The following is a 25686-nucleotide window of genomic DNA, read 5'->3' on the forward strand; positions in this document are numbered from 1 at the left end:
ATCGACAACATGCGTCTTTCTGCCCGTGTCGACTACGCCCTCCGCGCCGCCGCCGAGCTGGCCGCCTCCGGCAGCGGTCCCACCACCGTGGGCGAGCTCGCCAAGGAACAGGAAATGCCCCCCAAGTATCTGGAGAACATCCTGCTCCAGATGCGCAGGGCCGGACTGGTGCGCGGCCAGCGAGGCCCCGAGGGCGGGTACGTCCTGGCCCGGCCCGCGGCCGAGATCTCACTCGCCGACGTGATCCGCGCCGTGGACGGTCCCCTGGCCAACGTCCGGGGCGAGCGCCCCGAGCACGTCGGCTACCGCGGGGCCGCCCGCTCCCTCCAGCAGGTCTGGATCGCCCTGCGCGCGAGCGAGCGCGCGATCCTGGAGGAGGTCACCTTGGACCAGATCGCCACCGACACCCTGCCCACCCGCGTGATGGAGCTGGCCGCGGACCCCGCGGCCTGGGACTGACCGCTCCATGCCCGAGGGCGACGCCGTCTACCGCACCGGCGCCCGGCTGCGTGCCGCCCTCGACGGACGGGTGCTCACCCGCTCGGACTTCCGCGTGCCCCGGCACGCCACCGCCGACCTGGCGGGCCGTGCCGTCCTCACCACGCTGACCCGCGGGAAACACCTGCTCACACGGGTGGAGGGCGGGCTCACCGTGCACACTCACCTTCGCATGGACGGAAGCTGGCGCGTCCAGGCCGAGGGAACCCCCGTGCGCGCGGGCGACGTCGTCCGCCTCGTCCTCGCCAACGCCCGCTGGCAGGCCGTCGGGATCAAGCTCGGCGTGGTCGACCTGCTGCCCACCGAACGGGAGGACCGGGTCGTGGGCCACCTCGGGCCCGATCTGCTGTCCCCCGCCTGGGACGCCGCGCACGCCGCGACGGCCGCGGGGAACATCGCGGCGCGGCCGGAGGTGACGATCGGTGAGGCGCTGCTGGACCAGCGCAACGTGGCGGGCCTCGGCACCATCTGGCGCGCCGAGACGCTCTATCTGTCCGGGGTCTCCCCGTTCACTCCCGCGGGGGACGTGCCGGACCTGGTGAAGATGATGACGCTCGCCCATCGGCTGCTGGAGGCGAGCAAGGACGACCCGGGAGGCCCGATGACGACGGGCGATCCGCGCCCGGGGAGGCGCCTGTGGGCGTACGGGCGGGCCGGGAGACCGTGCCCGCGCTGCGGAGGACGGATCGTGGGCGGAGAGCTCGGGGCACAGCCGTACGAAAGACTGGTGTTCTACTGCCCCACCTGCCAGCCGCGGTGAGCGGGCGGCGCGCGGGACGACACGGGCCGTCGCGGGACGACCCGCGGGCAGGACCGGAACGGCAGGCCGGGGACCTACGCGGCGACCATGTCCTTGACCTCGGGGAAGCCTTCGAACTCGGGGCCCGAGATCGTGGTGGAGACGGTCTCGGAGATGGGAAGACGCTCGTGCTCGGGCACGTCGGCCAGCACCGGCGCGTGTTGCAGTTCGGCCAGCGCGAACTGGTCGGACACCTCGCGGAGCACCTGCGAAAGAGGCACGCCCAAGGCGCCGCAGATCGACGCGAGCAGCTCCGAGGACGCTTCCTTCTGGCCGCGCTCAACCTCGGACAGGTAGCCCAGTGAGACACGTGCCAGGGTGGAGACCTCTCGCAGGGTGCGTGCCTGCCGCACCCGCAGCCGCCGCAGCACGTCACCGAGCAGCTGACGCAGCAGGACCATCTGTCGCTCCCTCCCGGGCGCAGGGGTCTTCACGACACTCCGCGCGGTCGGTTCGTATCGCCCGTTCTTCGGATGCGCTTCGTACATGCTCCTCGCCGTCATCACTGGTTCGCTCGGCGCCTTCACCGGGCGCGCGCCGGACCTGCTCCTCGCCGTTGGGTCGCGGACCTCACTCACAGCTCCACCGTACCCGCATCGGCCAACACGGCGGCAGACCGTCGGGAGCATGTTCGCTGGTGACGTAACGCGGTAATCATCCGGAATGTTCCCCCACTTCGGGCTCCAGCACACCTCTCAGGAGATCCAAACCCTCCCGCACGGTACCTTTACGGATCTCTTCCCTGGATCCGGAAAGAAGCACCTCACGCCGCCAAAAAGCCTGATCCGGTCCGGCCACAGCGATATAGACCGTGCCGACCGGTTTGCCGTCCTGGGGATCCGGGCCGGCCACGCCGGTCACCGCCAGCCCGTAGGTCGCCCCGGCGAGCCGCCGCACCCCGGCCGCCATGGCCGCGGCGACCTCCGGGTGCACGGCACCCTCCCGATCGAGTAGATCTTCCGGTACCCCCAGCAACCGGGCCTTCAGGTCGGTCGCGTAGGCGATCACCCCGCCCCTGAACGCGGCAGACGCGCCGGCCGGCGTGGTCAGCGCGGCGCCGATCAGCCCGCCGGTCAGGGACTCGGCGACCGCGGCCGTGGCCCTCCTGCGCACCAGGAGGGCCAGCACCCCGGCCGCCAGGGGCGTGCTCACCCGCCGCGCGCCTTCTGGGCCACCCTCCGCAGCCGCACGGCCCTGATCACGTAGTCCACGCCGGTGACCACCGTCACGGCCAGGGCCGGGCCCATCACCGCCCACCGCAGCGGCCCGGGCACCCCCGGCAGGATGTAGAGCGCGATGGCGGCGATCTGCAGGACGGTCTTGACCTTGCCGCCGTAGCTCGCCGGGATGATGCCGTGCCGGATCACCGCGAACCGCAGCCCCGTGACCCCGGCCTCCCTGACCAGGATCGCGCCGGTGACCCACCAGGGCACCTCGGCGAGCAGGGACAGCGTGACCAGCGCGGCGCCGATCAGCGCCTTGTCGGCGATGGGATCGGCGATCTTGCCGAAGTCGGTGATCAGCCCGTAGCGCCGGGCCAGCCAGCCGTCGAGCTGGTCGGTCAGCGACGCCAGCAGGAACACCACCAGCGCCGTCCACCGCCAGCCCGTGCCGTCCACGAACATGCAGACGACGAAGAAGGGGACGACCACGAGCCGGAGCACGGTCAGCACGTTCGCGACGTTCCACGGGCTGACGTACCGAGCCACAGGGGTAGCGATCGGCTCGGCGCCGGTCTCCGGCCGTTGCGTCATGGCGAGGCCTTGATGCGGGCGATCAGGTCGACCCCCTCGGCGTCGACGACCGTGGCGCGCACGATCTGGCCGGGGACCAGCCCGATGCCCTGGACGGTCACCGAGCCGTCCACCTCGGGGCCCTGGTGGGCGGCGCGGCCCTCGTAGCCGCCGTCGCCGAGATCGTCCTCGATGAGGACCTCGACCTCGGTGCCGATGCGTTCCTCCGCGCGCTGGGCGGCCAGCTCGTCCGCGAGGGCGGACAACTCGGCGACGCGGGCGTCGACGACGTCCTGGTCGAGCTTGCCCGGGAACCCGGCGGCCTCGGTGCCCTGCTCGTCGGAGTAGCCGAACACGCCCGCGACGTCCAGCCGCGCCTCCTGCAGGAAGGCGGTCAGCTCGGCGAACTCGCCCTCGGTCTCGCCGGGGAACCCGACGATGAAGTTGGAGCGCACCCCGGCCTCCGGGGCGTGCGACCGGATGGTCTCCAGGAGGTCCAGGAAGCGGCGCGGGTCGCCGAAGCGGCGCATGCGGCGCAGGACGGTGCCGCTGGCGTGCTGGAAGGACAGGTCGAAGTACGGGGCCACACCCGGCGTGCCCGCGATGACCTCAAGGAGGCCCGGGCGCAGCTCGGCGGGCTGCAGGTAGTTCACCCTGACCCGCTCGACGCCCTCGGTGGCCGCCAGCCGCGGCAGCAGCTTCTCCAGGGCGCGAAGGTCGCCGAGGTCCTTGCCGTAGGAGGTGGAGTTCTCGCTGACCAGCACGAGCTCCTTGACCCCGCGCGCGGCGAGCCACTCGGCCTCGGCCAGCAGTTCCTCCGGCCGGCGCGAGACGTAGGCGCCGCGGAAGGCCGGGATGGCGCAGAAGGCGCAGCGCCGGTCGCACCCGGAGGCGAGCTTCAGCGGGGCCATGGGGCCGCCGGAGAGCCGCTTGCGCAGCGCGCGCGGCCCGGTGGCGGGCGCGAGGCCCTCGGGAAGGGTCTCGCCGTGGCCCGGGACGGCCGTGGCGCCCGCGGAGCGCTCGACCGGGGTGATCGGCAGGAGCAGGCGGCGGTCGCGGGGCGTGTGCGGCGTGAGCGCCCGGCCCGCGACGACGTCGTCCAGGCGCGCGCCGATGTCGGTGTAGTCGTCGAAGGAGATGACCGCGGAGGCCTCGGGCAGGGCCTCCGCCAGTTCCTTGCCGTAGCGCTCGGCCATGCACCCCGCGGCCACCACCTTGGCCCCGGAGTCGGCCGCGGCCAGCAGGGTGTTGATCGAGTCCTGCTTCGCCGAGTCGATGAAGCCACAGGTGTTGACGACGACGACGTCGGGATCGTCGTCGTCGAGGCTCCACCCGGCGGCCTCCATGCGCGCGGCGAGCTCCTCGGAGTCGACGTCGTTGCGCGCGCAGCCCAGTGTGATCAGCGATGCGGTTCGGCGGGAAGACATGATGGGCTCTACGGTATCGGGAGTTGGCCTCCTCCGGCGCACTCACCCCGCTCTCACGCGGGCACGACGGCCCCGCGCGGCCGGTGTGGGCGCCCCGGCCGCGCGGGAACGGTCCCGCTCAGCGCGCACCCGGCTCCTCGGGACCGAACGACTTGTGGACGAGCTGGCCGACCTTCCCCGGCACGCCGATGTGCTTGCCGTTGACCGCCAGGTCGACGCCGCCCGCGTTGCCGATCGTCACCCGGACCTCCTTGCGCGCCTTCCAGGTCGAGGTGCGCCCGGCGGGCAGGGTGCCGCGGAACATCTGCTTGCCCTTGCTGTCGCTGACCTCCAGCCAGGACGGCTTGGTGGCCTTGACCTGCAGCGTGACCAGATCGCTCGCCGGTTCGGCGGCCTTGGCGGCCGTCGAGGGCTTGGACGAGGGGGCGGGGGCCTTGGGGACGCCGGCCTTGGGGTCGGGGGCGACGGGGTCGCCGGCGCCGCTCATCACGCGGGCGACGCCGAAGACCGCGACGATGGCGAGGGCGATCGCCATCGCGGTCGACCAGTTGGGGCTGCGGCGCTCGCGGAGTTTGATCGAATTTTCGGCCTGGAAGACGGCCGCCGCGCGCACGGGCCGGGGAACGCCGCCGTGTTCCTCGTCGAACTGGTGCACGATCGCGTCGGGATCGAGCCCGAGGGTCTTGGCGATGTTGCGGACGTGACCCCGGGCGTAGAAGTCGCCTCCGCAGAGCGAGAAGTCGTCCCGCTCGATGGCATAGATGACCGTCTCTCTGATCCGCGTGCGGCCGCTCAGCTGAGCGACCGTCATGCCCGCCGCGTGACGTGCCGCGGCCAGCGTCACTCCAATGCTCATACGTCCCCCTCGCCGTGCACTGCGCTACGCGCCCGTATTCCGACGATGCGTAGTCATTCATATTCAACCAGTAACCGAGGGGATCGGTGGCGGAGGGGTCACTCTCCCCGCAAGTCGGCGAGCAGCCCGGGCAGTTCGTCCGGCTTGACGAGCACCTCGCGGGCCTTGGAGCCCTCGCTCGGGCCGACGACGCTCCTGCTCTCCAGCAGGTCCATCAGGCGCCCGGCCTTGGCGAAGCCCACGCGCAGCTTGCGCTGGAGCATGGAGGTGGAGCCGAACTGGGTGGTGACGATCAGCTCGGCGGCCTGGATCAGCAGGTCGAGGTCGTCGCCGATCTCCTCGTCGATCTCGCGCTTGGCGGTGGCCGCCGCCGAGACGTCGTCGCGGTACTCGGCCTGCATCTGCGACTTGCAGTGCGTGACGACCTCGTGGATCTCCTTCTCGGAGACGAAGGCGTTCTGCAGGCGCATCGGCTTGCTGGCGCCCATGGGCAGGAACAGCGCGTCGCCCTGGCCGACGAGCTTCTCGGCGCCCGGCTGGTCCAGGATGACCCGCGAGTCGGCCAGCGAGGAGGTGGCGAAGGCGAGCCGCGAGGGCACGTTGGCCTTGATCAGGCCGGTGACGACGTCCACCGAGGGGCGCTGGGTGGCGATGACCAGGTGGATGCCCGCGGCCCTGGCGAGCTGGGTGATGCGGACGATCGAGTCCTCGACGTCGCGGGGGGCGACCATCATGAGGTCGGCGAGCTCGTCGATGATCACCAGCAGATAGGGGTACGGCTGGTAGACCCGCTCGCTGCCCGGCGGGGGCACCAGCTTGCCGGCCCGCACCGCCTTGTTGAACTCGTCCACGTGCCGGAAGCCGCTGGCCGCCAGGTCGTCGTATCGGCGGTCCATCTCGCCGACGACCCATTCGAGGGCTTCGGCGGCCTTCTTGGGGTTGGTGATGATCGGGGTGATCAGGTGAGGGATGCCCTCGTAGGAGGACAGCTCGACCCGCTTGGGGTCGACGAGGACCATGCGCACCTCGTCGGGGGTGGCCCGCATCAGGATCGAGGAGATCAGCCCGTTGACGCAGACCGACTTTCCCGCGCCGGTGGCGCCCGCGATGAGCAGGTGGGGCATCTTGGCGAGGTTGGCCACGATGGTGCGGCCCTCGACGTCCTTGCCGAGGCCCACGATCATCGGGTGGTGGTCGGCCTGGGCGACCTGGGAGCGCAGCACGTCGCCGAGGCTGACCAGGTCCTTGTCGGTGTTCGGGATCTCGACGCCGATCGCGGACTTGCCCGGGATCGGGGACAGGATGCGGACGTCGGCCGACTTGACCGCGTAGGCGATGTTCTTGGTGAGCGCGGTGACCTTCTCGACCTTGACCGCCGGCCCGAGCTCGATCTCGTAGCGGGTGACCGTCGGGCCGCGGGTGAAGCCGATCACCTGGGCGTCGATGGAGAACTGTTCGAGGACGCTGGTGAGCGCGTTGACGACGATCGTGTTGGCCTTGGTCTGCGGCTTGGGCGGGGTGCCCTGGCGCAGCGTGCCGACGTCGGGAAGGACGTAGGGGCCCGCCTGCGGGGACAGCACGAGCTGCTCGACCTTGCGCGGCGCGGGCGAGGGGTGCGGGGGCTCGGGGGCCGGCCGCGGCGGCTCCTCCTCCGCGACCTGCTCGTCGATCTGCTCGTCGACGAGGCCGGGGACGATCTCCGGGGAGTGGTCCTCCCGGCCGGGCCTGGCGCCGGGCGCGTCGGCGACCACGGGAGTGTCGTACGGCTTGACGTGATCGCCGCCCTCCGTGCCCTCGGCTCCCTTCGCGTCCTGGGCCGTCTTGCGCGGGCGGCGGGCGGGCTTGCCGGTCTCGCCCGCGGGCTTGCCGCCATCGGCCGGGGACTTCTGGAACAGCATGTGCCGGATCTCGGCGAGCCGCTCGGGCACGCGGTGCACCGGCGTGGCCGTGATCACGAGGACGCCGAACCCGGACAGCAACAGCAGCAGCGGGATGGTCACGAAGGCGGGAAGGATGCTGGAGGGCGGCGCCGAGACGATGAACCCGATCATGCCGCCCGCCGCGGACACCTTGTCCATGCCGTCGGTCTTGGCCGGCCCGGAGGGGTAGGGGGTGGCGTGCGCGACGTGGATGACGCCGAGCAGGCCGGCGAGCAGCGCCGTCCAGCCGATGATCATGCGGTTGGTGTCGGCGTTCTGGTCGGGGTGCCTGAGCAGGCGCCAGGCCACCAGCGCGAGCAGGATCGGCACCGACCAGGCCAGCGAGCCGACCGCGCCGCGCAGGACGGCGTCCACGACCGAGGCGACGGTGCCCTGGGTGGAGCGCCAGGTCATCGCGGCGAGGGCGATGGCCGAGCCGAGGACGGCGAGGCCGAGCCCGTCGCGGCGGTGGGCCGGGTCGAGCTCGCGTGCCTGGTCGCCGAAGGCGCGCGCGGCGGTGCCGATGCCGTTGGCGATGAGCAGCCACACGCCGATGAAGAGCTTCCCGATGACGACGAAGACCCAGCTGATCGGATCCGGCGGCGAGGAGGCGGGACGGCGCGCCTGACGGCTCGGCGTGCGCCCCCCTGTGGCCCGCGCACCCTGTGGCCGCTTGCCGGAGGCCGGGCGGGACGACGTGGACCGCTTCGCCGACCCTTTTGGGGTGCTTTTCGACGTACGGGTGGCCATGCTACCGAGGGTACGCATGAGGCGGGCGCACGCCCGGGAGGCGCGCCGCAGACATCAACGTTCTATGTATTGACGCTCAATTCCATGTAACGGAATGGTAGAGAGCCCGATGGCGCACCGCCTCTGGCGGCGACCCCGCCCCACCGGCTTCGTTTGCATAACGTAGAATCTAGTTTCATTACATGAAACCTAGAGGAGTCCGTTCGTGGATGTGATGGTGGTCGGAGAGCCGCTCGCCGAGTTCTCGGCGCCCGCTCCGCTGACCGAGGCGGACACCTTCCGGCTGTCCTTCTCCGGCGACGCGCTCAACGCCGCCGTCGCCGCCGCCGCGACCGGCGCGCACGTCGCCCTGGTGACGCTGGTGGGCGACGACGAGTTCGGGGAACGGCTCATCGCCTTCGCCGCGTCCCGCGGGGTGGACACGCGCTGGATGCGCAAGGGCCACGGCTCCACCGGCGCCTACGCCGTCGGCGCCGACCCGAGCGGCGAGCGCGCGTTCGCGTACATGCGCTCCGGCAGCGCCGCCTCGCGCATGGGACCCGCCGACGTGGCACGCGCGCCGCTCGCCGAGACCGCCGTCCTGCTGGTCAGCGGCGTCACCGCCGCCCTGTCGGAGTCGTGCGCCGCGGCCGTGCTGCACGCCGCGCGCGCCGTGGACGCCGCCGGGGGCCGGGTCGTCTACGACCCCAACTACCGGGCACGGCTCACCGGCGCCGAGGAGGCCGCGGCGGCGCTGGCGGCCATCGCCCCCGCGACGGCGCTGGTGACCCCTTCCTGTCCCGGCGACAGCCTCCCCCTGCTCGGCACCGGCGACCCGGAGGAGACGGCCCGCGCCTGCCTGGAGCGCGGCGCGCGGGCCGTGGCCGTCACCCGTGGGGCCCACGGGGTGCTGCTCGCCGGCGGCGGCGCGGAACCGGAGCGGATCCCCGCCGTCCCCCCGGCCGCGATCGTCGACCAGACCGGGGCGGGCGACGCGTTCGCGGGCACGGTCGCCGCACGACTCGCCCTCGGGGCCTCCCTGCGCGACGCCGTGCGCGCCGGGACGGCCGCCGCCGCCGTCAACCTGGAGGGCCAGGGCGGCACCGGCCGCGTGGCGACACCCCGGGAGATCGAGCGCCTGCTGGCCGTCGCGACGCCCGGCCCGGTCGCGCCCTGACCTGACCGCCCTGACCCGGCCCGCCCTGACCCGCACAGACCTGCCCGCGGGTCAGCGGGCCCGTGCCGCGGCGGGGGCGCCGAGGGCGGTCGAGACCTCGCGGGCCGCGGCGACCACCTCGGGGGCGAGCCGTTCCAGCGCGTCCCGGTCCATGTCCATCGCCAGCGTGGAGATCGAGATGCCGCCCAGCACGCGGCCGGTGTGGTCGAACACCGCCGCGCCGACGCAGCGGACGCCGGGCTCGTTCTCCTCGTCGTCCACCGCGTACCCGAGCTTCCTGACCTTCCCCAGGTGGGCGAGCAGCTCGTCCACGCCGGTCAGCGTGGCCGGCGTGGACCGGGCCAGGCCCGTGCGCGCGGCGAGGGCGCGCACCTCGTCGTCGCCCAGCTCGGCCAGGACCGCCTTGCCGATCGCCGTGCAGTGCAGCCGCAGGCTCATGCCGACGCGCGAGGGCATCTGGTACGGCCTGCGGCCCTCCAGCTTCTCGACGTAGACGGCCTCGTCACCGCCGAGGATGCCGAAGTGGGTGGTGTAGCCGGTGCGGTCGTGCAGCGCGCGCAGGGCGGCCGACGCCTGCCGCGAAGGGTCGAACCGGCTCATCACCTTGCCGGCCAGGGTGAGGATGCGCGGCCCCGGCTCGTACCCGCCGGCGCCGTCCGGCCGGGCGAACCCCCACTCGACCAGCGACTGCAGGATGCGGTGGACGGTCGACTTGGACACTCCCGTCGCCGCCGCGATGTCGGTGACGCGGTGGTGCTCGGCGATCGCCTCCAGCACCGCCAGCGCCTTGTCGATGGAGCTGCCTTCCCTGACCACGTGCTGAGCCTACTAACAGCGGCCGCCGCCGGGAGCTGCCCGCTCAGCGCGCGCGCACGGCTCCGCGGGCGGCCAGCTCGATGCGGTCGCGCGCCTCCAGCAGGCAGGCGGCGATCTCCTTGTCCCTGCCCGTGGTCAGCCGGGGCACGGGCACCGACACGCTCACCGCGTCGCGGGGCGGCCGCGCGACGTCCAGTGCCACGCCGAAGCAGCGCAGGCCCTCGACGCTCTCCTCGCGGTCCACCGCGTACCCCCGCCTGCGGATCCGCCGCAGGTCGGCCGCGAGCCTGTCCCGGTCGGCGATGGCGTGCCGGGTCGGGCGGGGAAGCTCGGCGGGCAGCAGGCGCGCGACCTCCCCCTCCTCGCGCGCGGCGAGGATCGCCTTGCCGAGCGAGGTGGTGCTGGCGGGCAGCCTGGCGCCGATCCGGGTGAAGGGCCGCAGGGAGTGGCGGGAGGCCCGGGTGGCGAGGTAGACGACGTCGGAGCGGTCCAGCCGGCCCAGGTGGACGGTCTCGCCGGTGGCCTCGGCGAGCCAGTCGAGCGCGTCGCGGGCGAGCTGGACCACCGGGTCGCCGTCGATGTAGGTGGCGCCGACCAGCAGCGCGCGCAGGCCGGCGCGGTACAGGGTGCCGGTGACGTCGGTCTCGATCCAGCCCAGGTCCGCGAGGGTACGCAGCAGCGCGTGGAGGCTGCTCTTGGGGTAGCCGAGCCGCACCTGAAGGTCCGGCAGGTTGTGCAGGCCCGGATTGCGCGCGAAGAAGTCGAGCAGCTCGACGGTGCGCACGGCGGACTTGACGTGCGGCACAGAGGTCTCGCGCTCGGTCATGCAGGCCCTCCTCGCCGCGCCGTTCCCGTCCATTGTCACCACGGGCGTCCCGCCGCGCACGCTCAGCTCTCGACGACCCGGCCGCCGAGCCAGGCGTACTCCGGGTCGCCGGGGTCCAGCTCGGGCAGGTCCCCGGCGTACGCCTCGGCGTCGTCCCGCGGCTCGTATCCGAGCGCGCGTCCCGCGGACAGGTCCCACCAGTTGCGGGTGTTGGCCGACACGCCCCAGACCGCCGCGTAGGTCAGATCGGGCGCGATGAGGCAGGCGTGCACGAGCCGCACCGCGTCGGCCGGGCTGAGCCAGGTGGACAGGGCGCGCGGCAGCGGAGGGCGCGGCGCGAACGTGCCGATGCGCAGCGAGGCCACGCGCATGCCGTACCGGTCGGCGTAGTAGCGGCCGAGCGCCTCGCCGTACGCCTTGCTGACCCCGTAGTGGGAATCCGGGGCGATCGGGGTGTCGGCGGGCACCAGGTCCGCGCGCGGGGTGAAGCCCACCGCGTGGTTGCTGCTCGCGAACACCACCCGCTCGGCCCCGGCCAGCCGCGCGGCCTCGAAGACGCGGTAGGTGCCCTCGATGTTGGCGGTGAGCAGGTCCTCGTGGGAGGCCGCGGTGGAGGGGATGCCGGCCAGGTGGACCACGGCGCCGGCCCCCTCCATGGCCCGCGCCAGCACCGCCGGGTCGGTGACGTCGCCCGTCACCGTCTCGTGCGGGCCGTCCTCGATCGGGACCCGGTCGAGGAGCCGCAGCGCGTGCCCGTACGCCGGCAGCCCCTCGGCCAGGCATCTGCCGATACGACCGGCCGCGCCGGTAACGAGAACTCTTGTCGCCATGCCCAGATTTATAGCGCGATCTTCGCGCGCTGACGGCTCCCCGCGACCCCTTAAGGGGTACACGGTCACAGCACCTCGGCGAGCCAGCGCTCGTGGGCGCCCTCGAACGGGGCCTCGCGCCGGCCGATCGCGGCCATCAGCCGGTCGGCCGAGCGCCGCGCCCCGGCCACGATGTCCTCGGGGTAGCCGTAGCGCACCTGGTGTTCCAGGAACTCGTCCTCGTCGTCCACGAACAGCCGGCCGTCGTGCATGAGCAGGACGTCCAGGTCGAGGTCGGCCATGGTCACCCGGTCGCCGTCCCAGCGGGGGACGGTCGTGATGTCGCAGTAGATCGCGCACTTCCAGGCATGGGAGTTGAACGTCGCGGTCCACCAGGCGTCCCGGGGGAACAGCATGACGAACGCGTGCTCCCACACGACCGGAGGCTCCGAGCCCCGCGCGGCGGGCGTGCCCGGCGGGCAGCCGAGCCAGACGCCGTGCTCGTCCTCCCCCAGCCGCCACGCGTCGTGGTGCCAGTGGAGCGAGCCGTCGTACTTGGTGAAGACGACCTTCGCGGCGGTGCCGGTGACGCCGTCCGCGGCGGCGGAGGCGTACACCGGCGAACCGGCGAGACCGGCGGGGTCTCCCCCGCCGGCGGGCGTGTCGGTGGTCCGGAGGTTCTCGGGCATGCGGCGGCTCCTCGTGCGCGGTTCGGGGGCACGTGAAACCTACGCCGCGTCAGACCTCCACGACCACCGGAATAATCATGGGCCGGCGGCGGTAGGTGTCGCTCACCCAGCGCCCCACGATGCGGCGCGTCACGCGGCGCATCTGCTGCAGGTCGGCGACGCCGTCGGCCGCGGTGTCCTCCAGCGCGGACTCGATCAGCGGGATCACCGAGTCGAACGCCTCGATCTCGATGCCCGACCCACGCGCGTAGATCTCCGGCCCGCCGGTGACCTTGCCCGTCGTCGAGTCGACCACCACGACCACCGAGATGAACCCCTCGTCCCCGAGGATGCGCCGGTCCTTCAGCGCGACGTCGGTGACGGCGCCGACCGAGGAGCCGTCGACGTAGACGTAGCCGCACTGCACCGCGCCGGTGACACGCGCCCTGCCGTCCACCAGGTCGACCACCACGCCGTCCTCGGCGATGACGATGTGGTCGTCGGGGACGCCGGTCAGCGCGGCCAGCTTGGCGTGGGCGCGCATGTGGCGCCACTCGCCGTGCACCGGCATGAAGTTGGACGGCTTGGTCAGGTTGAGGACGTACAGCAGCTCGCCCGCGGCGGCGTGGCCGGAGACGTGCACGGTCGCGTTGCCCTTGTGGATCACGCGGGCGCCCCAGCGGGTGAGCCCGTTGATGACCTTGTTGACGGCGGTCTCGTTGCCCGGCACCAGCGAGGACGCCAGCACGACGGTGTCGCCCTCCGCCACCCGGATCGGATGGTCGCGGTTGGCCATGCGCGACAGCGCGGCCATCGGCTCGCCCTGCGACCCCGTGCAGATGAGCACGACGTCCTCCGGCGGCCACTCCTCGATCTCGCGGGAGTCGACCAGCAGGCCCGGCGGCACGCGCAGGTAGCCGAGCTCGCGGGCCACGCCCATGTTGCGGACCATCGAACGGCCGATCAGCGCGACCTTGCGGCCGTTCTCCTCGGCGGCGTCGAAGATCTGCTGCACCCGGTGGACGTGCGAGGCGAAGCAGGCGACGATGATGCGCTTGGCCGCGCTGCGGAACACCTCGTCGATCACCGGGCTGATGGTGCGCTCGCTCGGCACGAACCCGGGGACCTCGGAGTTGGTGGAGTCCGACATCAGCAGGTCGACGCCCTCGGCGCCGAGCCGGGCGAACCCGCCGAGGTCGGTCAGCCTGCCGTCCAGCGGGAGCTGGTCCATCTTGAAGTCGCCGGTGTGCAGCACGATGCCGGCGGGGGTGCGGAGCGCGACGGCCAGGGCGTCGGGGATCGAGTGGTTGACCGCGAAGAACTCGCACTCGAACGGCCCGAACCGCCGCCGCGTACCCTCGGCGACCTCCACCTTGACCGGCTGGATGCGGTGCTCGGTGAGCTTGCTCTCGATCAGCCCGAGGGTGAGGCGCGAGCCGACCAGCGGGATGTCGGCGCGCTCCCGCAGCAGGTACGGCACGGCGCCGATGTGGTCCTCGTGGGCGTGGGTCAGCACGACGGCCTCGATGTCGTCGAGCCGGTCCCTGATGTACTCGAAGTCGGGCAGGATGAGGTCCACGCCCGGTTGGTCGGGTTCGGGGAACAGCACGCCGCAGTCGACCACCAGCAGGCGGCCGTCGTACTCGAAGACCGCCATGTTGCGGCCGATCTCGCCGAGCCCGCCCAGCGCGACTATGCGCAGGCCGCCCGCCGGAAGCGGCGGGGGCGGTCCAAGCTCGGGATGCGGATGACTCATGCTCTACCCCCGTCCGTACCGGCCCGCCGCCCGCGCACGACTCCCTCGCCGAGCCGTCCGGCGTCCTGCGGACCGTATTCGTTATATCCGTGTTTCAAACCCTTTGTTCCTCCCCACCGCACCGGTGCGCGGCCTGTTGCGATCCTGCCCGTCCGCGCGCCGCCGGCGGGACGCGCGGCGGTCGCGACGCGTCGCCCGAGGGCGCGGGGCGTCAGCCGGGGAGCTTGACGCCGCCCGCGACGAGGTCCTCCCTGAGGGCCGCGATCTCGTCGGCGGTGGCGTTCACCAGCGGCAGGCGCACGGGCCCCCCGTCCCTGCCGAGCAGGGCGAGCGCCGCCTTCGTCGTGATAACGCCCTGGGTGCGGGTCATGATGCCCGCCACGACCGGCAGGAGCCGCCGGTTGATGTCGCGCGCGCCGTCGACGTCGCCGGAACGGTACCGGCGGATCATCTCGGCGAGCTCCGCGCCCACGACGTGCCCCACCACGCTGACGAAGCCGGCCGCGCCGACCGACAGCCAGGGCAGGTTCACGGCGTCGTCGCCCGAGTAGAACGTCAGGCCCGTGGCGGCCATGACCTGGGCGCCGGCGAACAGATCGCCCTTGGCGTCCTTGACGGCGACGATGCGCGGGTGGACGGCGAGGCGCGTCAGCGTCTGGCTGGAGATCGGCGTGGCCGTGCGGCCAGGGATGTCGTACAGCATCACCGGGAGGCCGGTCGCGTCGGCGACGGCGGTGAAGTGCTGGTACAGGCCCTCCTGCGGGGGCTTGTTGTAGTACGGCGTCACCGCGAGCAGGCCGTGCGCGCCCGCGCGCTCGGCGGCCTTCGCCAGCTCGATCGAGTGATGGGTGTCGTTGGTGCCGGCACCGGCCACGACCGTCGCGCGGTCGCCGACGGCCTCCACGACGAGGCGGATGATCTGCTCTTTCTCCGCGTCGGTGGTGGTCGGGGACTCTCCGGTCGTGCCGCTGACGACCAGGCCGTCGTTGTGCTGCTCGTCGACGAGGTAGGTCGCCAGCCGCTGAACGCCTTCGGCGTCCAGGGCGCCGTCGGGGGTGAAGGGGGTGACCATGGCGGTCAGCATGCGGCCGAAAGGCGCGTCGGAGGTTCCTGTTGGCGATGCCATAGAGGGAACGGTACCCGGATCCGGCGGGCCGGTGGACCCCGCCACCCCGGTTCTCCATGCCAGGAGTGTTCGGTGGGATGTGTAGGGCTTTGCCAAAAGATGCCGGGACATGGATAGAGGCCGCCGATATGTGCTCGGGGGTACACACATCGACGACCTCTGTCGTGTTATCGACGGGGCTTACGGGGGTGTTACACGCCTCTGCGGAGAATTTTCCGATCGCTCCGGCCACCCGCCCGCCGACGGCCGCCGCGCCTGCGGCGATCACCACGCCCACCGGCGCAGGTCACGCCTCCCGCCCCCGCGTCCGTCCGCGACACCGCCACTCACGGTCACCACAGAACCACATTTGGTAAAGTTGGCGCTCCAAATCCGGGCCGTTACTCCCCGTTGTCTCATGATTACGGCAAGATAAGAAAACGATCTCGAACGCCCCAGGGATGGTCGGATGACTGGCAACGATCCGGTGTACCTCCGTGTTGTGGAAGAGTTGCGGGCCCAGATAGTCGACGGCACCCTGCCGCCCGGGGCGCCGATCCCTTCGCGCGCGCAGCTCACCCAGCGTTTCCGCGTCGGCGAGACCGCCGCCAGGCATGCCCTCCGGGTGCTCGCGGCCGAGGGCCTGATCATCGGCAGGGTCGGCTCCGGCCACTATGTCCGCGAGAAGTCCGTGCTGTACCCCCTCCAGCGCTCCCGCCACATCGACCACGACGCGCCGTTCGCCGCCGACATGCAGCTCGGCGGCCACCGCGCCACATGGGACTGGCGCAGCGAGCCCGTCAAGGCCGACCGCGAGATCGCCCGGCGCCTGCGCCTCCAGCCCGCCGCCCCCGTCATCCGCACGCGCTACGTCTTCCGCGCCGAGGGCAGGCCCATGCAGCTCGCCACCTCCTACGAGCCCGCCGAGCTGGGTAAAGGACAGGCGGTCGCGGAAGAGGGCACCAACGGCCGCAAGGGCCTCCTGGCCCGCATGTCCGCCGCCGGAGTCAAGATCACCGACATCCGCGAGAGCGTCCACACCCGCGTGCCTCAGCCCACCGAGAGCGACCTGCTCGACATTCCCACCGGGGTGCACGTCCTGCACGTCGAGCGCACCCATTGGGCGGGCGACCGCCCGGTCGAGACCAGCGACGTCGTCGTCCCGGGCGACCGTTTCCGCCTCGTCTACTCCGTCCCCCTCGGCGCCTGACCCCCCGGCGGCGCGCGTGATCCGTTCTGACCGGCTCGCACGGGTCGCCGCGCATTCGGGCATGGCCGGAATCCCTGAGGCGCTCAGCGTGGCGCTCAGGACCGCGCACGCTGTGTCACGGCGACGCACACCAGCACGGCGAGGGCCCCGGCCACCGTGGCGACCTCCAGAGGCTCCTCCAGCAGCAGCCACGCCCACAGCACGGACATCAGCGGCTGCAGCAACTGGGTCTGCCCCGCGCGGGCGATGCCGCCCCTGGCGAGCCCGGCGTACCAGGGGATGAACCCGAGGAACATCGACACCAGCGCCACGTAGGCGAACCCCGCGACCGCCTCCCCCGACGGGTTCGCGGGCATGACCGCCGCGAGCACGGCCGTGACCGGCACCGTGATCGGCGCGGCCAGCACGAGCGCGTGCGAGATCACCTGCCAGCCGGGGGCGTGCCGGGCCAGCCTGCCGCCCTCGGTGTACCCGGCCGCCGCGCACAGCAGGGCCGCCACCAGCAGCAGGTCGGCGCCTGCCAGGCGACCGCCGCCCCGGCTCAGCGTGAAGACGGTCACCGACACGGCGCCGCCCGCGCAGGCGGCCCAGAACAGCGCGCGCGGTCGCTCCCCCGCCCGCAGCACGGCGAACAGCGCGGTCGCCGCGGGCAGCAGGCCGATCACCACGGCGGCGTGCGACACGCTCGCCCCCGCGTCCAGCGCGAGCCCGCTGAACAGCGGGAACCCGAACACCACCCCGGCCGCGATGACCGCGTACGACCCGAGCCGCGCCCGGGGAGGCAGCAGCGGCGCCCTGGCCGCGACCAGGCACACCGCCGCGATGAGCGCGGCGACGGCGGCCCTGCCGATGGCGACGAGGTAGGGGTCGAAACCGCGCATCGCGAACTCGGTGGCCGGAAAGCTCCCGGAGAACGCGATCACCCCGAGCCCGGCCGACACGGTCCCCCGCCACGCGGCCCCGGCAGGCTCCCGCACGGCGCGCGGCGACGTGCGATCGCCCCCCTCGGCGGCGGGGCGGCGTCGCGGGCCGGCACCGCCCGCATCGCCCGGCGGGGAGACCGGCGCTCCCGTGGCAGTGCCCGGGTCATCCGGCGAGTCGACCGGTGGTCCCGCGGCGGTGGCGTGACCGGGGGGCGATACTGCCCAATGAGCGGTAGCGCTATCGTTGTTCTTCATGTCCGACGATAGCAGTATCGCCCGGTTGGCGGCCGAGCTGCGGCGGGAGGCCGACCAGCTCGGGCCCGGCGGGCGGCTGCCGTCCAGCCGGGAGCTGACCCGGCGGCATGGGGTCAGCCCGGTAACCGTCTCGCGGGCGCTGGCCTCGCTCGCCGCCGAGGGACGGGTGGTCACCCGGCCCGGCGTCGGCGCGTTCGTCGCGCCCCGCCCCTCCGTCACGGCAGGTGACGCCGCCGACCTGTCCTGGCAGACGGTGTCCCTGGGCGACAGGTCCGTGGACGACACGGCCGTCAGCGGCCTGCTCACGCCGCCGCCCGAGGGGATCATCCCGCTCACCGGCGGATACCTGCACGCGGGCCTGCGCCCGTCCGCCGCGCTCGCCGCGGCCGCCGCGCGCGCGGTGCGCCGCCCCGACGCCTGGGCGCTCCCGCCGCTGAACGGCCTTGCCGAGCTGCGCCGCTGGTTCGCCACCGAGGTCGGCGGCGGGGTCACCCAGGCGGACGTCCTGATCACCAGCGGCGGCCAGGCCGCGCTGACCCACGCCTTCCGCGCGCTCGCGGCCCCGGGCGGCGCGCTGCTCGTGGAGACGCCGACCTACCCGGGCGCGCTGGCCGCCGCGCGCGCCGCCGGGCTGCGGACGGTGGCCGTCCCCATGGACCACGAGGGAGTGCGCCCCGAGCTGCTGGCCGAGGCGTTCGCCGTCACCGGCGCACGGGTCTTCTACTGCCAGCCCACCCTGCACAACCCCACCGGCGCCGTGCTGCCGGCGGCGCGCAGGGAACAGATCCTCGCGGTCGCCCGGGCCGCGGGCGCGTTCGTCGTCGAGGACGACTACGCCCGCTACCTCGCCACCTCGCCCGTCCCGCCCTCGCTGGTCACCCTGGACGCGCACGGGACCGTGGTCCACGTCAACTCGCTGACCAAGGTCACCGCGCCGAGCCTGCGCGTGGCCGCGGTGATCGCCCGGGGACCGGCGGCGCGGCGGCTGCGGGCCTCCCAGCTCGTCGAGTCGTTCTTCGTGGCCCGCCCCTTGCAGGAGACCGCACTGGAGTTCCTGGGTTCGCCCGGGTGGCGCCGTCACCTGGCGAACGTGTCGGCGCAGATCGAGGCGCGCGGCGCGGCGCTGTCGGCGGCCCTGGCCCGCCACCTGCCCGCCGCCGCCGTCCGTCCGGCGCCGCACGGCGGCCTGCACCTGTGGGTGCGGCTCCCGGACGAGACCGACGAGACCGCGCTGGTCGAGGGCGCGCAGCGCGCCGGGGTGCTGGTGAGCCCGGGCGCGATCTACCACCCCGCCGAGCCCCCGGGGCCCTGCGTCCGGGTCACGCACATCGCCGCGGCGCACGTCGCCGAGCTGACCGAAGGGGTGCGCCGCCTGGGCGCCGCGCTGGACTCCCTCATGGGCGGGCGCCGCGGATGACCACCGAGCGAAACCCTCTACTGCCGTACAGTGGTGTCATGGACGCGCCGGCGGAACTGCTCCGCGACTTCGTCAACACCTACGACGTCGAGAGCGACACCGACGAGCTGGCCTCCCCGGCCGAGCTCGCCCTCTGGCTGCGCGAACACCGGCTGATCGGCGAGGCCGACCGCGCCGTGGACGACGATCTGGCCCTGGCCGTCGGCCTGCGCGAGGGCCTGCGCGCCGCGCTGCGCCCCGGCGCGGACGCCGCGCCCGCCCTCGCGCGGCTGGAGTCCGCGCTCGCCGCCTTCCCCCTGCGGGTCGGGCTGCCCGGCGGCGTCCCCACGCCCGAGCCGGTCGGTGAGGGCGCCGCGCGGGGGCTCGGGCTCGTCGCGGCGGCCGTCCTGCGCGCGCACGCCGACGGCTCCTGGCCCCGCCTGAAGGTGTGCGCCGACGCCACCTGCCAGTGGGCGTTCCTCGACTCCTCCAAGAACCGCTCCCGCTCGTGGTGCTCGATGCGCGTGTGCGGCAACCGCACCAAGACCCGCGCCTACCGCGCCCGCCGCCGCCAGGACTCCCCGTCCCCGGCGGGCTCCCGGTAGATCGACGCGGTTCTCCGCCGCACCGCCGTCCCGGATACGGTGTGGGGCAGAGGAAAGGGGGCTGCCGGTATGGCGGACGTGGGGGTACGGGCCGCGCGGCGCGAGGACGTCCCGGCGGTGACGGCCACCCAGATCAGGGCGTGGAGGTCGGGGTACCGCGGGGTCCTGCCCGACGAGCCCTTGGAGCAGATGACCGGGCCGGCCGCCGAGGAGCTGTGGAGCCGTCAGTGGGAGGAGGCCGTCGTGGCGCCGCCCACGCCGCGCCACCGCGTCCTGGTCGCGGTCGAGAGCGACGATCCGCTCACCGCCCTGGCCGAGGGCGGCGGAGCCGCGCGCGTGGTCGGGCTGGCCTCGCACGCCCCCGCCGAGGATCCCGACCTCGACCCCGCCGTCACGGCCGAGCTGCTCACGCTGCTCGTCGACCCCGACCACACGCGCCTGGGACACGGCAGCCGCCTGCTGAACGCCACCGTCGACCATCTGCGCGAGGACGGCTTCGCCTCCGTCGTCACCTGGGTCTTCGCCGACGACCAGGCCCGGCTCGGCTTCCTGTCCTCGGCGGGGTGGGCGCCGGACGAGGCCGAGCGGGTGCTCGACATGGGCCGCCCGGTGCGCATGCTCCGCCTGGCCACGGACATCAGCTGACCCCGGCGGGGCGGCCCCCGGCGGCGGGTCACGGGACGGCCATGAAATACCCTGCACAGGCGAATTCCCGCCGGAGGCCGGGCGTCCCGTGCCCGGCCACGGATCCGATCGGAGGGACGACGGTGGCGACACCCGCACAGTGGCTCGCCGGGGCACGGCCCCGCACCCTTCCCGCGGCGGTGGTCCCCGTCGTCGTGGGCACGGGCGTGGCGGTGTCCTACGGCGCGGCGGTCTGGTGGCGCGCCCTGCTGGCCCTGCTGGTCTCGCTGATCCTCCAGATCGGCGTGAACTACGCCAACGACTACAGCGACGGCGTGCGGGGCACCGACGAGGCGCGCGTCGGCCCGCTCAGGCTGGTCGGGTCGCGGGTCGCCTCGCCCCGGTCGGTGCTGCTGGCCGCGCTCGGCTGCTTCCTGGCCGCGGCCGTCGCGGGCCTGGTCCTGGTGGTGGCCACCGGGGCCTGGTGGCTGCTGGCCGTCGGCGCGCTGGCGATCGCCGCCGCCTGGTTCTACACCGGGGGCTCGCGTCCCTACGGCTACCGCGCGCTCGGCGAGATCTCGGTGTTCGTGTTCTTCGGCCTGGTGGCCGTGGCCGGCACGACCTACGTCCAGATGGAGCGGCTGCCCTGGCTCGCGGTGGCGGCGGCCGTGCCGGTCGGGCTGCTGGCCTGCGCGCTGCTGGTGGTGAACAACCTGCGCGACATCGTCACCGACGCGCCCGCGGGCAAGCGCACGCTGGCGGTCGTGCTCGGCGACGCCCGCACCCGCGTGCTCTACGTCGTCTGCGTGCTGACGCCGTTCCTGGTGGCGCTGGCCCTGGCGTGGGCGCGGCCGTTCGCGGCGCTCACCGTCCTCGCGCTGCCGCTGGCGCTGGTGCCCGCGAGGACGGTGAAGGACGGCGGCCAGGGCCGCGCGCTGATCGACACGTTGCAGCGGACCGGCCGCCTTCAGCTGGCCTTCGGTGTGCTGTTCACGCTCGGCCTCGCCTTCGCCCTCTGACGGCCGGGGCCGGTCACAGGTCCAGCAGGTGCTCCAGGCCGACGGTGAGGCCGGGCAGCTCGCGCACGCGGCGCACGCCGAGCAGCACGCCGGGCGTGAACGAGGAGCGGTTCATCGTGTCGTGGCGGATCGTGAGGATCTCGCCGTCGCCGCCGAGCAGCACCTCCTGGTGGGCGATCAGGCCCGCCAGGCGCACCCCGTGCACGTGGACCCCTTCGACGTCGGCGCCGCGCGCGCCGGGCAGCTCGGAGCTGGTGGCGTCCGGCATCGCGCCGAGGCCCGCCTTGCGCCGCGCCTCGGCGACCAGCTCGGCGGTGCGCCGCGCCGTGCCCGAGGGGGCGTCCGCCTTGCCCGGGTGGTGCAGCTCGACGATCTCGACCGACTCGAAGTAGCGCGCCGCCTGCTGGGCGAAGTGCATCATCAGCACCGCGGCGATGCCGAAGTTGGGGGCGATGAGGGCGTTGACGCCGGGGTTGTCCGCCAGCCAGCCGCGCACGGCCTGCAGGCGGCCCGCGTCGAAGCCGGTCGTGCCCACCACGGGGTGCACGCCGTGCTCGATGCACCATTTCAGGTTGTCCATGACCACGTCGGGGTGGGTGAAGTCGACCACCACCTCGGCCGCGGCCAGCGACTCGATGGGGTCGCCGGCGTCCACCGCCGCGACGAGCTCCATGTCCTCGGCCGCGTGGACGGCCTTGCAGACTTCGACACCGACGCGCCCGCGGGCGCCCAGAACTCCAACCCTGATCACGACGCCCAAGCGTAGCGGCAAGCCCGGGCTCTCCGGAGAGCGCCCGGGCCGCCGCCCGCTGACGTCAGGCGATGAAGGCGCCGAAGTCCTTGTCGCCGTAGGGGCCGATCACGGCGAGCGTGAGCGGCTGGGAGAGGATCTCGCGCCCGACGGCCGCGATCTCCTCGGGGGTGACGGCCTCGATGCGGGCCAGCACCTCGTCCACCGACATGAGGGTGTCGTAGACGAGCTCGCTCTTGCCGATGCGCGACATGCGCGAGCCGGTGTCCTCCAGGCCGAGGACGAGCCCGCCGCGCATCTGGCCCTTGCCGCGGGCGATCTCCTCCTCGGTGATGCTCTCGGCGACCACGCGGGAGATCTCCTCACGGCAGATCTTCAGCACGTCGTCGATCTTGCCGGGGAGGCATCCGACGTAGACGCCGAACTGGCCGGTGTCGGAGTACTGGGTGGTGTAGCTGTACGCCGAGTAGGCCAGGCCGCGCTTCTCGCGGATCTCCTGGAACAGGCGCGAGGACATGCCGCCGCCGAGCGCGGCGTTGAGCACGCCGAGCGCGAAGCGCCGGTCGTCGGTGCGCGACAGCGCGGTGGTGCCGAGGACCAGGTTGGCCTGCTCGGTGGACCGGTCGACCAGCCGCACCCCCGGGCGCGGCCCGGCCCCCGGCCCCGCCACGCGCGGGAGGACCGGCTCGGCCGTGCCGCCGAGCGCGCCGGCGCGCTCGTAGGCCGCGGCCACCAGCTCCACCACCCGCTCGTGGGAGACGTTCCCGCACACCGACACCACGGTGTACGGGGGCAGGTAGTAGCGCCGGTAGTACTCGGCGATGCGCTCGCGCGAGAGCGTGTTGATCGACTCGACCGAGCCGAGGATCGGCCGGCCGAGCGGGACGTCGCCGTACAGCTCGGCCGAGAACGCCTCGTGCACGGCGTCCGACGGGTCGTCGTCGTGCATGGCGATCTCTTCGAGGATCACCCCGCGCTCGGACTCGACGTCGTCCTCGGTGATCAGGGAGGAGGTCACGACGTCGGCGAGGACGTCGATGGCCAGGGGGAGGTCCTCGTCGAGCACCCGCGCGTAGTAGCAGGTGTACTCCTTGGCGGTGAAGGCGTTGATCTCGCCGCCGATGCCCTCGATCGCCGCGGAGATCTCGAGGGCGTCACGGGTCGGAGTGCCCTTGAACAGCAGGTGTTCGAGGAAGTGGGTGGCCCCCGTGTGCTCGGGGGCCTCGTCGCGGGATCCGATGCCGACCCACATGCCGACCGCCACGGAGCGGACGGTCGGCATGGTCTCGGTCACCACCCGGAGACCGCCGGGGAGTACGGTGCGCCGCACGACCCCGGCGCCGTCCCTGCCGGGGTGCAGAGTCGTGGTCGTCACGAGTTGCGGTCGTCCCGTCCGCCCCGGGTGCGGGTGCGCCGCGGCCGCTCGGCCCGCTCCTCGCGGGGCGCGGACGGCTCGCGGAACTCGGGCTCGGAGCGGCCCGCGCCGTCGCCGTCGCCGGAGGCGCCCTCGGCCTTGGCCGCGGCCTCCTTCTCGATGACCTCGACGGGCACCAGGGACAGCTTGCCGCGCGAGTCGATCTCGGCGATCTCCACCTGGATCTTGTCGCCGACGTTCATGACGTCCTCGACGTTCTCGATGCGCTTGCCGCCGTGCAGCTTGCGGATCTGCGAGACGTGCAGCAGGCCGTCCTTGCCGGGCAGCAGGCTGACGAACGCGCCGAACGCGGCGATCTTGACGACCGTGCCCAGGTAGCGCTCGCCGACCTCCGGCATGTGCGGGTTGGCGATCGAGTTGATCGTGCTGCGCGCGGCCTCCGCCGACGGACCGTCGGTGGCGCCGATGTAGATCGTGCCGTCGTCCTCGATCGTGATCTCGGCGCCGGTGTCGTCCTGGATCTGGTTGATCATCTTGCCCTTGGGGCCGATGACCTCGCCGATCTTGTCGACCGGGACCTTGATCGTGATGATGCGCGGCGCGGTCGGGTTCATCTCGGCCGGGGAGTCGATGGCCTCCTGCATGACCGAGAGGATCGCCAGGCGCGCGGCCCTGGCCTGCTTCAGCGCCCCGGCCAGGACCTCGGCCGGGATGCCGTCCAGCTTGGTGTCGAGCTGGAGCGCGGTGATCAGGTCACGGGTGCCGGCGACCTTGAAGTCCATGTCGCCCATGGCGTCCTCGGCGCCGAGGATGTCGGTGAGCGTCACGTAGGTGCCGTTCTCGCCGATGAGGCCCATCGCGATGCCCGCCACCATGTCCTTCAGCGGGACGCCCGCGTCCAGCAGCGCCATGGTGGAGGCGCAGACCGAGCCCATGCTGGTCGAGCCGTTGGAGCCGAGAGCCTCCGACACCTGGCGGATGGCGTACGGGAACTCCTCGCGGGTCGGCAGCACCGGCAGCAGCGCCCGCTCGGCGAGCGCGCCGTGGCCGATCTCGCGGCGCTTGGGCGAGCCCACCCGGCCGGTCTCACCGGTGGAGTAGGGCGGGAAGTTGTAGTTGTGCATGTACCGCTTGGTGCGCTCGGGGTTGAGCGTGTCGATCATCTGCTCCATGCGCAGCATGTTCAGCGTGGTGATGCCCAGGATCTGGGTCTCGCCGCGCTCGAACAGGGCCGAGCCGTGGACCCTCGGGACCACGTGGACCTCGGCGCTGAGCTGGCGGATGTCCTTGGTGCCCCGGCCGTCGATGCGCACGCCCTCGTTGATCACGCGCTCGCGCATGAGCTTCTTGGTCAGCGTGCGGAACGCGGCGGAGATCTCCTTCTCGCGGCCCTCGAAGTCCGCGCCGAGCTTCTCCAGCGCCAGGGCCTTGACGCGGTCGAGCTCGGTCTCGCGCTCCTTCTTGCCGGCGATGGTCAGCGCCGAGGCCAGCTCGCTCTTCACCGCGCCGGAGACGGCCTCGTAGGCGTCCTCCTGGTAGTCCAGGAAGACCGGGTACTGGGCGGTCTCCTTGGCGGCGACCTCGGCGATCTGGCTCTGGGCCTCGACCAGCACCTTGATGAACGGCTTGGCCGCCTCAAGGCCCTCGGCGACGGTCTCCTCGGTCGGCGCGACCGAGCCCTCGGCGACGAGCCGCAGCGTGTCACGGGTGGACTCGGCCTCGACCATCATGATCGCGACATCGCCGTCCTCCAGCACGCGGCCGGCGACGACCATGTCGAAGGTGGCGCCCTCCAGCTCGGCGTGGGTCGGGAACCCCACCCACTGGCCGTTGATCAGCGCGACGCGGACGCCGCCGATCGGGCCGGAGAAGGGCAGACCCGCGAGCTGCGTGGACAGGCTGGCCGCGTTGATCGCGACCACGTCGTACAGGTGCTCGGGGTTGAGGGCCATCACCGTGGCCACGACCTGGACCTCGTTGCGCAGGCCCTTGACGAAGGACGGGCGCAGCGGACGGTCGATCAGGCGGCAGGTGAGGATGGCGTCCTCGGAGGGACGGCCCTCACGCCGGAAGAACGAGCCGGGGATGCGGCCCGCGGCGTACATCCGCTCCTCGACGTCGACGGTGAGCGGGAAGAAGTCCAAGCCTTCCTTGGGATTCTTGGACGCGGTGGTGGCGGACAGGACCATCGTGTCGTCATCGAGGTACACGACGGCGCTTCCCGCCGCCTGGCGCGCGAGGCGCCCGGTCTCGAACCGGACGGTACGCGTGCCGAACGAGCCGTTGTCGATCACGGCTTCCGTGCTGTGGACACCCTCCACGGGGGACCTCCTCTTGGTCGGCCGCCCGCGTCCGTGCTGTGTCGCGTGCTGTCTCGCGCGCTCAAGGGCACTCGCCGGCCGACCGGGCG

General features: G+C 72.9%; 24 protein-coding genes. 8 read left to right on the top strand and 16 right to left on the bottom strand.

The features are described from left to right. The first annotated feature begins 9 nt into the window (after window positions 1–9). On the top strand, window positions 10–459 hold the full coding sequence (locus BJ982_RS34430; protein ID WP_184887075.1) for an RrF2 family transcriptional regulator: 450 nt from the start codon (window positions 10–12) through the stop codon (window positions 457–459). Between the two features lie 7 nt (window positions 460–466). Beyond that, window positions 467–1258 carry a DNA-formamidopyrimidine glycosylase family protein gene (locus BJ982_RS34435; RefSeq protein ID WP_184887077.1) on the top strand — a complete coding sequence of 264 codons (792 nt, stop codon included), beginning with the start codon at window positions 467–469 and terminating at the stop codon, window positions 1256–1258. A 74-nt stretch (window positions 1259–1332) separates the two neighbouring features. On the opposite strand, the gene BJ982_RS34440 is transcribed toward BJ982_RS34435, so the two are convergent. From BJ982_RS34440 to BJ982_RS34465, 6 genes are all read right to left on the bottom strand, one after another. Next, window positions 1333–1698 carry a helix-turn-helix domain-containing protein gene (locus BJ982_RS34440; protein ID WP_184613236.1) on the bottom strand — a complete coding sequence of 122 codons (366 nt, stop codon included), beginning with the start codon at window positions 1696–1698 and terminating at the stop codon, window positions 1333–1335. Window positions 1699–1951: 253 nt separating this feature from the next. Continuing rightward, window positions 1952–2449 (bottom strand): CinA family protein, encoded by a 498-nt coding sequence (locus BJ982_RS34445; protein ID WP_184887086.1) that lies wholly within the window; start codon window positions 2447–2449, stop codon window positions 1952–1954. After that, a complete protein-coding gene (pgsA, locus tag BJ982_RS34450; RefSeq protein ID WP_184887088.1) occupies window positions 2446–3051 on the bottom strand; it encodes a CDP-diacylglycerol--glycerol-3-phosphate 3-phosphatidyltransferase in 606 nt (201 codons plus the stop codon). The genes BJ982_RS34445 and pgsA overlap by 4 nt, the downstream gene beginning before the upstream one ends. Continuing rightward, the gene (gene rimO / locus BJ982_RS34455) at window positions 3048–4457 is read right to left on the bottom strand and encodes a 30S ribosomal protein S12 methylthiotransferase RimO (protein WP_184887090.1); all 1410 of its coding nucleotides are present in this window, start codon (window positions 4455–4457) and stop codon (window positions 3048–3050) included. The genes pgsA and rimO overlap by 4 nt, the downstream gene beginning before the upstream one ends. A 118-nt stretch (window positions 4458–4575) precedes the next feature. Continuing rightward, window positions 4576–5313, bottom strand: a complete 738-nt coding sequence (locus BJ982_RS34460; RefSeq protein ID WP_184887092.1) for a helix-turn-helix domain-containing protein — start codon at window positions 5311–5313, stop codon at window positions 4576–4578. A gap of 98 nt (window positions 5314–5411) precedes the next feature. Next, on the bottom strand, window positions 5412–7982 hold the full coding sequence (locus BJ982_RS34465; protein WP_184887094.1) for an FtsK/SpoIIIE family DNA translocase: 2571 nt from the start codon (window positions 7980–7982) through the stop codon (window positions 5412–5414). 214 nt (window positions 7983–8196) lie between these two features. On the opposite strand from BJ982_RS34465, the gene BJ982_RS34470 reads away from it, so the two are divergent. Next, complete coding sequence (locus tag BJ982_RS34470; RefSeq protein WP_184889756.1) at window positions 8197–9138, top strand: PfkB family carbohydrate kinase; 942 nt, start codon at window positions 8197–8199, stop codon at window positions 9136–9138. Between the two features lie 51 nt (window positions 9139–9189). On the opposite strand, the gene BJ982_RS40755 is transcribed toward BJ982_RS34470, so the two are convergent. From BJ982_RS40755 to dapA, 6 genes are all read right to left on the bottom strand, one after another. Further along, on the bottom strand, window positions 9190–9954 hold the full coding sequence (locus BJ982_RS40755) for an IclR family transcriptional regulator (protein WP_184887096.1): 765 nt from the start codon (window positions 9952–9954) through the stop codon (window positions 9190–9192). A 43-nt stretch (window positions 9955–9997) separates the two neighbouring features. Next, window positions 9998–10780 carry an IclR family transcriptional regulator gene (locus BJ982_RS34480; RefSeq protein ID WP_184887098.1) on the bottom strand — a complete coding sequence of 261 codons (783 nt, stop codon included), beginning with the start codon at window positions 10778–10780 and terminating at the stop codon, window positions 9998–10000. Between the two features lie 62 nt (window positions 10781–10842). Further along, the gene (locus BJ982_RS34485; protein ID WP_184887100.1) at window positions 10843–11610 is read right to left on the bottom strand and encodes an NAD-dependent epimerase/dehydratase family protein; all 768 of its coding nucleotides are present in this window, start codon (window positions 11608–11610) and stop codon (window positions 10843–10845) included. Between the two features lie 65 nt (window positions 11611–11675). Further along, entirely contained in the window at window positions 11676–12278 is a 603-nt protein-coding gene (locus tag BJ982_RS34490) for a DUF402 domain-containing protein (protein WP_184887102.1), read from the bottom strand. Between the two features lie 49 nt (window positions 12279–12327). Beyond that, on the bottom strand, window positions 12328–14013 hold the full coding sequence (locus tag BJ982_RS34495) for a ribonuclease J (protein WP_184887104.1): 1686 nt from the start codon (window positions 14011–14013) through the stop codon (window positions 12328–12330). A 211-nt stretch (window positions 14014–14224) separates the two neighbouring features. Beyond that, window positions 14225–15139 carry a 4-hydroxy-tetrahydrodipicolinate synthase gene (gene dapA, locus BJ982_RS34500; protein ID WP_184887106.1) on the bottom strand — a complete coding sequence of 305 codons (915 nt, stop codon included), beginning with the start codon at window positions 15137–15139 and terminating at the stop codon, window positions 14225–14227. A gap of 448 nt (window positions 15140–15587) precedes the next feature. Between dapA and BJ982_RS34505 the strand changes: the two genes are divergently transcribed. Beyond that, window positions 15588–16328: a GntR family transcriptional regulator gene (locus tag BJ982_RS34505; RefSeq protein ID WP_184887108.1), complete on the top strand. Its 741-nt coding sequence runs from the start codon at window positions 15588–15590 to the stop codon at window positions 16326–16328. A gap of 95 nt (window positions 16329–16423) precedes the next feature. Here BJ982_RS34505 and BJ982_RS34510 read toward each other — a convergent pair whose 3' ends face one another. Continuing rightward, complete coding sequence (locus BJ982_RS34510) at window positions 16424–17269, bottom strand: DMT family transporter (RefSeq protein ID WP_239123197.1); 846 nt, start codon at window positions 17267–17269, stop codon at window positions 16424–16426. Between the two features lie 235 nt (window positions 17270–17504). Between BJ982_RS34510 and BJ982_RS34515 the strand changes: the two genes are divergently transcribed. From BJ982_RS34515 to BJ982_RS34530, 4 genes are all read left to right on the top strand, one after another. After that, entirely contained in the window at window positions 17505–18923 is a 1419-nt protein-coding gene (locus BJ982_RS34515) for an aminotransferase-like domain-containing protein (RefSeq protein WP_184887112.1), read from the top strand. 38 nt (window positions 18924–18961) lie between these two features. Further along, window positions 18962–19507, top strand: coding sequence for a CGNR zinc finger domain-containing protein (locus tag BJ982_RS34520; protein ID WP_184887114.1), 546 nt, complete (start codon window positions 18962–18964; stop codon window positions 19505–19507). Between the two features lie 69 nt (window positions 19508–19576). Then, window positions 19577–20152: a GNAT family N-acetyltransferase gene (locus tag BJ982_RS34525; RefSeq protein ID WP_184887116.1), complete on the top strand. Its 576-nt coding sequence runs from the start codon at window positions 19577–19579 to the stop codon at window positions 20150–20152. Window positions 20153–20274: 122 nt separating this feature from the next. Next, window positions 20275–21150 (top strand): 1,4-dihydroxy-2-naphthoate polyprenyltransferase, encoded by an 876-nt coding sequence (locus BJ982_RS34530; RefSeq protein WP_184887118.1) that lies wholly within the window; start codon window positions 20275–20277, stop codon window positions 21148–21150. Window positions 21151–21163: 13 nt separating this feature from the next. On the opposite strand, the gene dapB is transcribed toward BJ982_RS34530, so the two are convergent. The 3 genes from dapB to BJ982_RS34545 all read right to left on the bottom strand — a co-directional run bounded on the left by dapB (window position 21164) and on the right by BJ982_RS34545 (window position 25597). After that, window positions 21164–21901, bottom strand: a complete 738-nt coding sequence (dapB, locus tag BJ982_RS34535) for a 4-hydroxy-tetrahydrodipicolinate reductase (RefSeq protein ID WP_184887120.1) — start codon at window positions 21899–21901, stop codon at window positions 21164–21166. A 64-nt stretch (window positions 21902–21965) separates the two neighbouring features. After that, a complete protein-coding gene (locus BJ982_RS34540; RefSeq protein WP_184887122.1) occupies window positions 21966–23276 on the bottom strand; it encodes a M16 family metallopeptidase in 1311 nt (436 codons plus the stop codon). Beyond that, window positions 23273–25597, bottom strand: a complete 2325-nt coding sequence (locus BJ982_RS34545) for a polyribonucleotide nucleotidyltransferase (RefSeq protein WP_184887124.1) — start codon at window positions 25595–25597, stop codon at window positions 23273–23275. The genes BJ982_RS34540 and BJ982_RS34545 overlap by 4 nt, the downstream gene beginning before the upstream one ends. Window positions 25598–25686: the final 89 nt, after the last annotated feature.

Origin of the sequence: Sphaerisporangium siamense (genome assembly GCF_014205275.1) — a bacterium.
Classification (GTDB): Bacteria; Actinomycetota; Actinomycetes; order Streptosporangiales; family Streptosporangiaceae; genus Sphaerisporangium; species Sphaerisporangium siamense.

Excerpts from the sequence above, each read along its gene's own strand:
- BJ982_RS34430 (WP_184887075.1), top strand. The coding sequence starts at position 10 with ATGCGTCTTTCTGCCCGTGTCGACTACGCCCTCCGCGCCGCCGCCGAG.
- BJ982_RS34435 (WP_184887077.1), top strand. The coding sequence starts at position 467 with ATGCCCGAGGGCGACGCCGTCTACCGCACCGGCGCCCGGCTGCGTGCC.
- BJ982_RS34440 (WP_184613236.1), bottom strand. The coding sequence starts at position 1,698 with ATGGTCCTGCTGCGTCAGCTGCTCGGTGACGTGCTGCGGCGGCTGCGG.
- pgsA (WP_184887088.1), bottom strand. The coding sequence starts at position 3,051 with ATGACGCAACGGCCGGAGACCGGCGCCGAGCCGATCGCTACCCCTGTG.
- rimO (WP_184887090.1), bottom strand. The coding sequence starts at position 4,457 with ATGTCTTCCCGCCGAACCGCATCGCTGATCACACTGGGCTGCGCGCGC.
- BJ982_RS34460 (WP_184887092.1), bottom strand. The coding sequence starts at position 5,313 with ATGAGCATTGGAGTGACGCTGGCCGCGGCACGTCACGCGGCGGGCATG.
- BJ982_RS34465 (WP_184887094.1), bottom strand. The coding sequence starts at position 7,982 with ATGGCCACCCGTACGTCGAAAAGCACCCCAAAAGGGTCGGCGAAGCGG.
- BJ982_RS34470 (WP_184889756.1), top strand. The coding sequence starts at position 8,197 with ATGGTGGTCGGAGAGCCGCTCGCCGAGTTCTCGGCGCCCGCTCCGCTG.
- BJ982_RS34480 (WP_184887098.1), bottom strand. The coding sequence starts at position 10,780 with ATGACCGAGCGCGAGACCTCTGTGCCGCACGTCAAGTCCGCCGTGCGC.
- BJ982_RS34485 (WP_184887100.1), bottom strand. The coding sequence starts at position 11,610 with ATGGCGACAAGAGTTCTCGTTACCGGCGCGGCCGGTCGTATCGGCAGA.
- BJ982_RS34490 (WP_184887102.1), bottom strand. The coding sequence starts at position 12,278 with ATGCCCGAGAACCTCCGGACCACCGACACGCCCGCCGGCGGGGGAGAC.
- BJ982_RS34495 (WP_184887104.1), bottom strand. The coding sequence starts at position 14,013 with ATGAGTCATCCGCATCCCGAGCTTGGACCGCCCCCGCCGCTTCCGGCG.
- dapA (WP_184887106.1), bottom strand. The coding sequence starts at position 15,139 with ATGGCATCGCCAACAGGAACCTCCGACGCGCCTTTCGGCCGCATGCTG.
- BJ982_RS34505 (WP_184887108.1), top strand. The coding sequence starts at position 15,588 with ATGACTGGCAACGATCCGGTGTACCTCCGTGTTGTGGAAGAGTTGCGG.
- BJ982_RS34515 (WP_184887112.1), top strand. The coding sequence starts at position 17,505 with ATGTCCGACGATAGCAGTATCGCCCGGTTGGCGGCCGAGCTGCGGCGG.
- BJ982_RS34520 (WP_184887114.1), top strand. The coding sequence starts at position 18,962 with ATGGACGCGCCGGCGGAACTGCTCCGCGACTTCGTCAACACCTACGAC.
- BJ982_RS34525 (WP_184887116.1), top strand. The coding sequence starts at position 19,577 with ATGGCGGACGTGGGGGTACGGGCCGCGCGGCGCGAGGACGTCCCGGCG.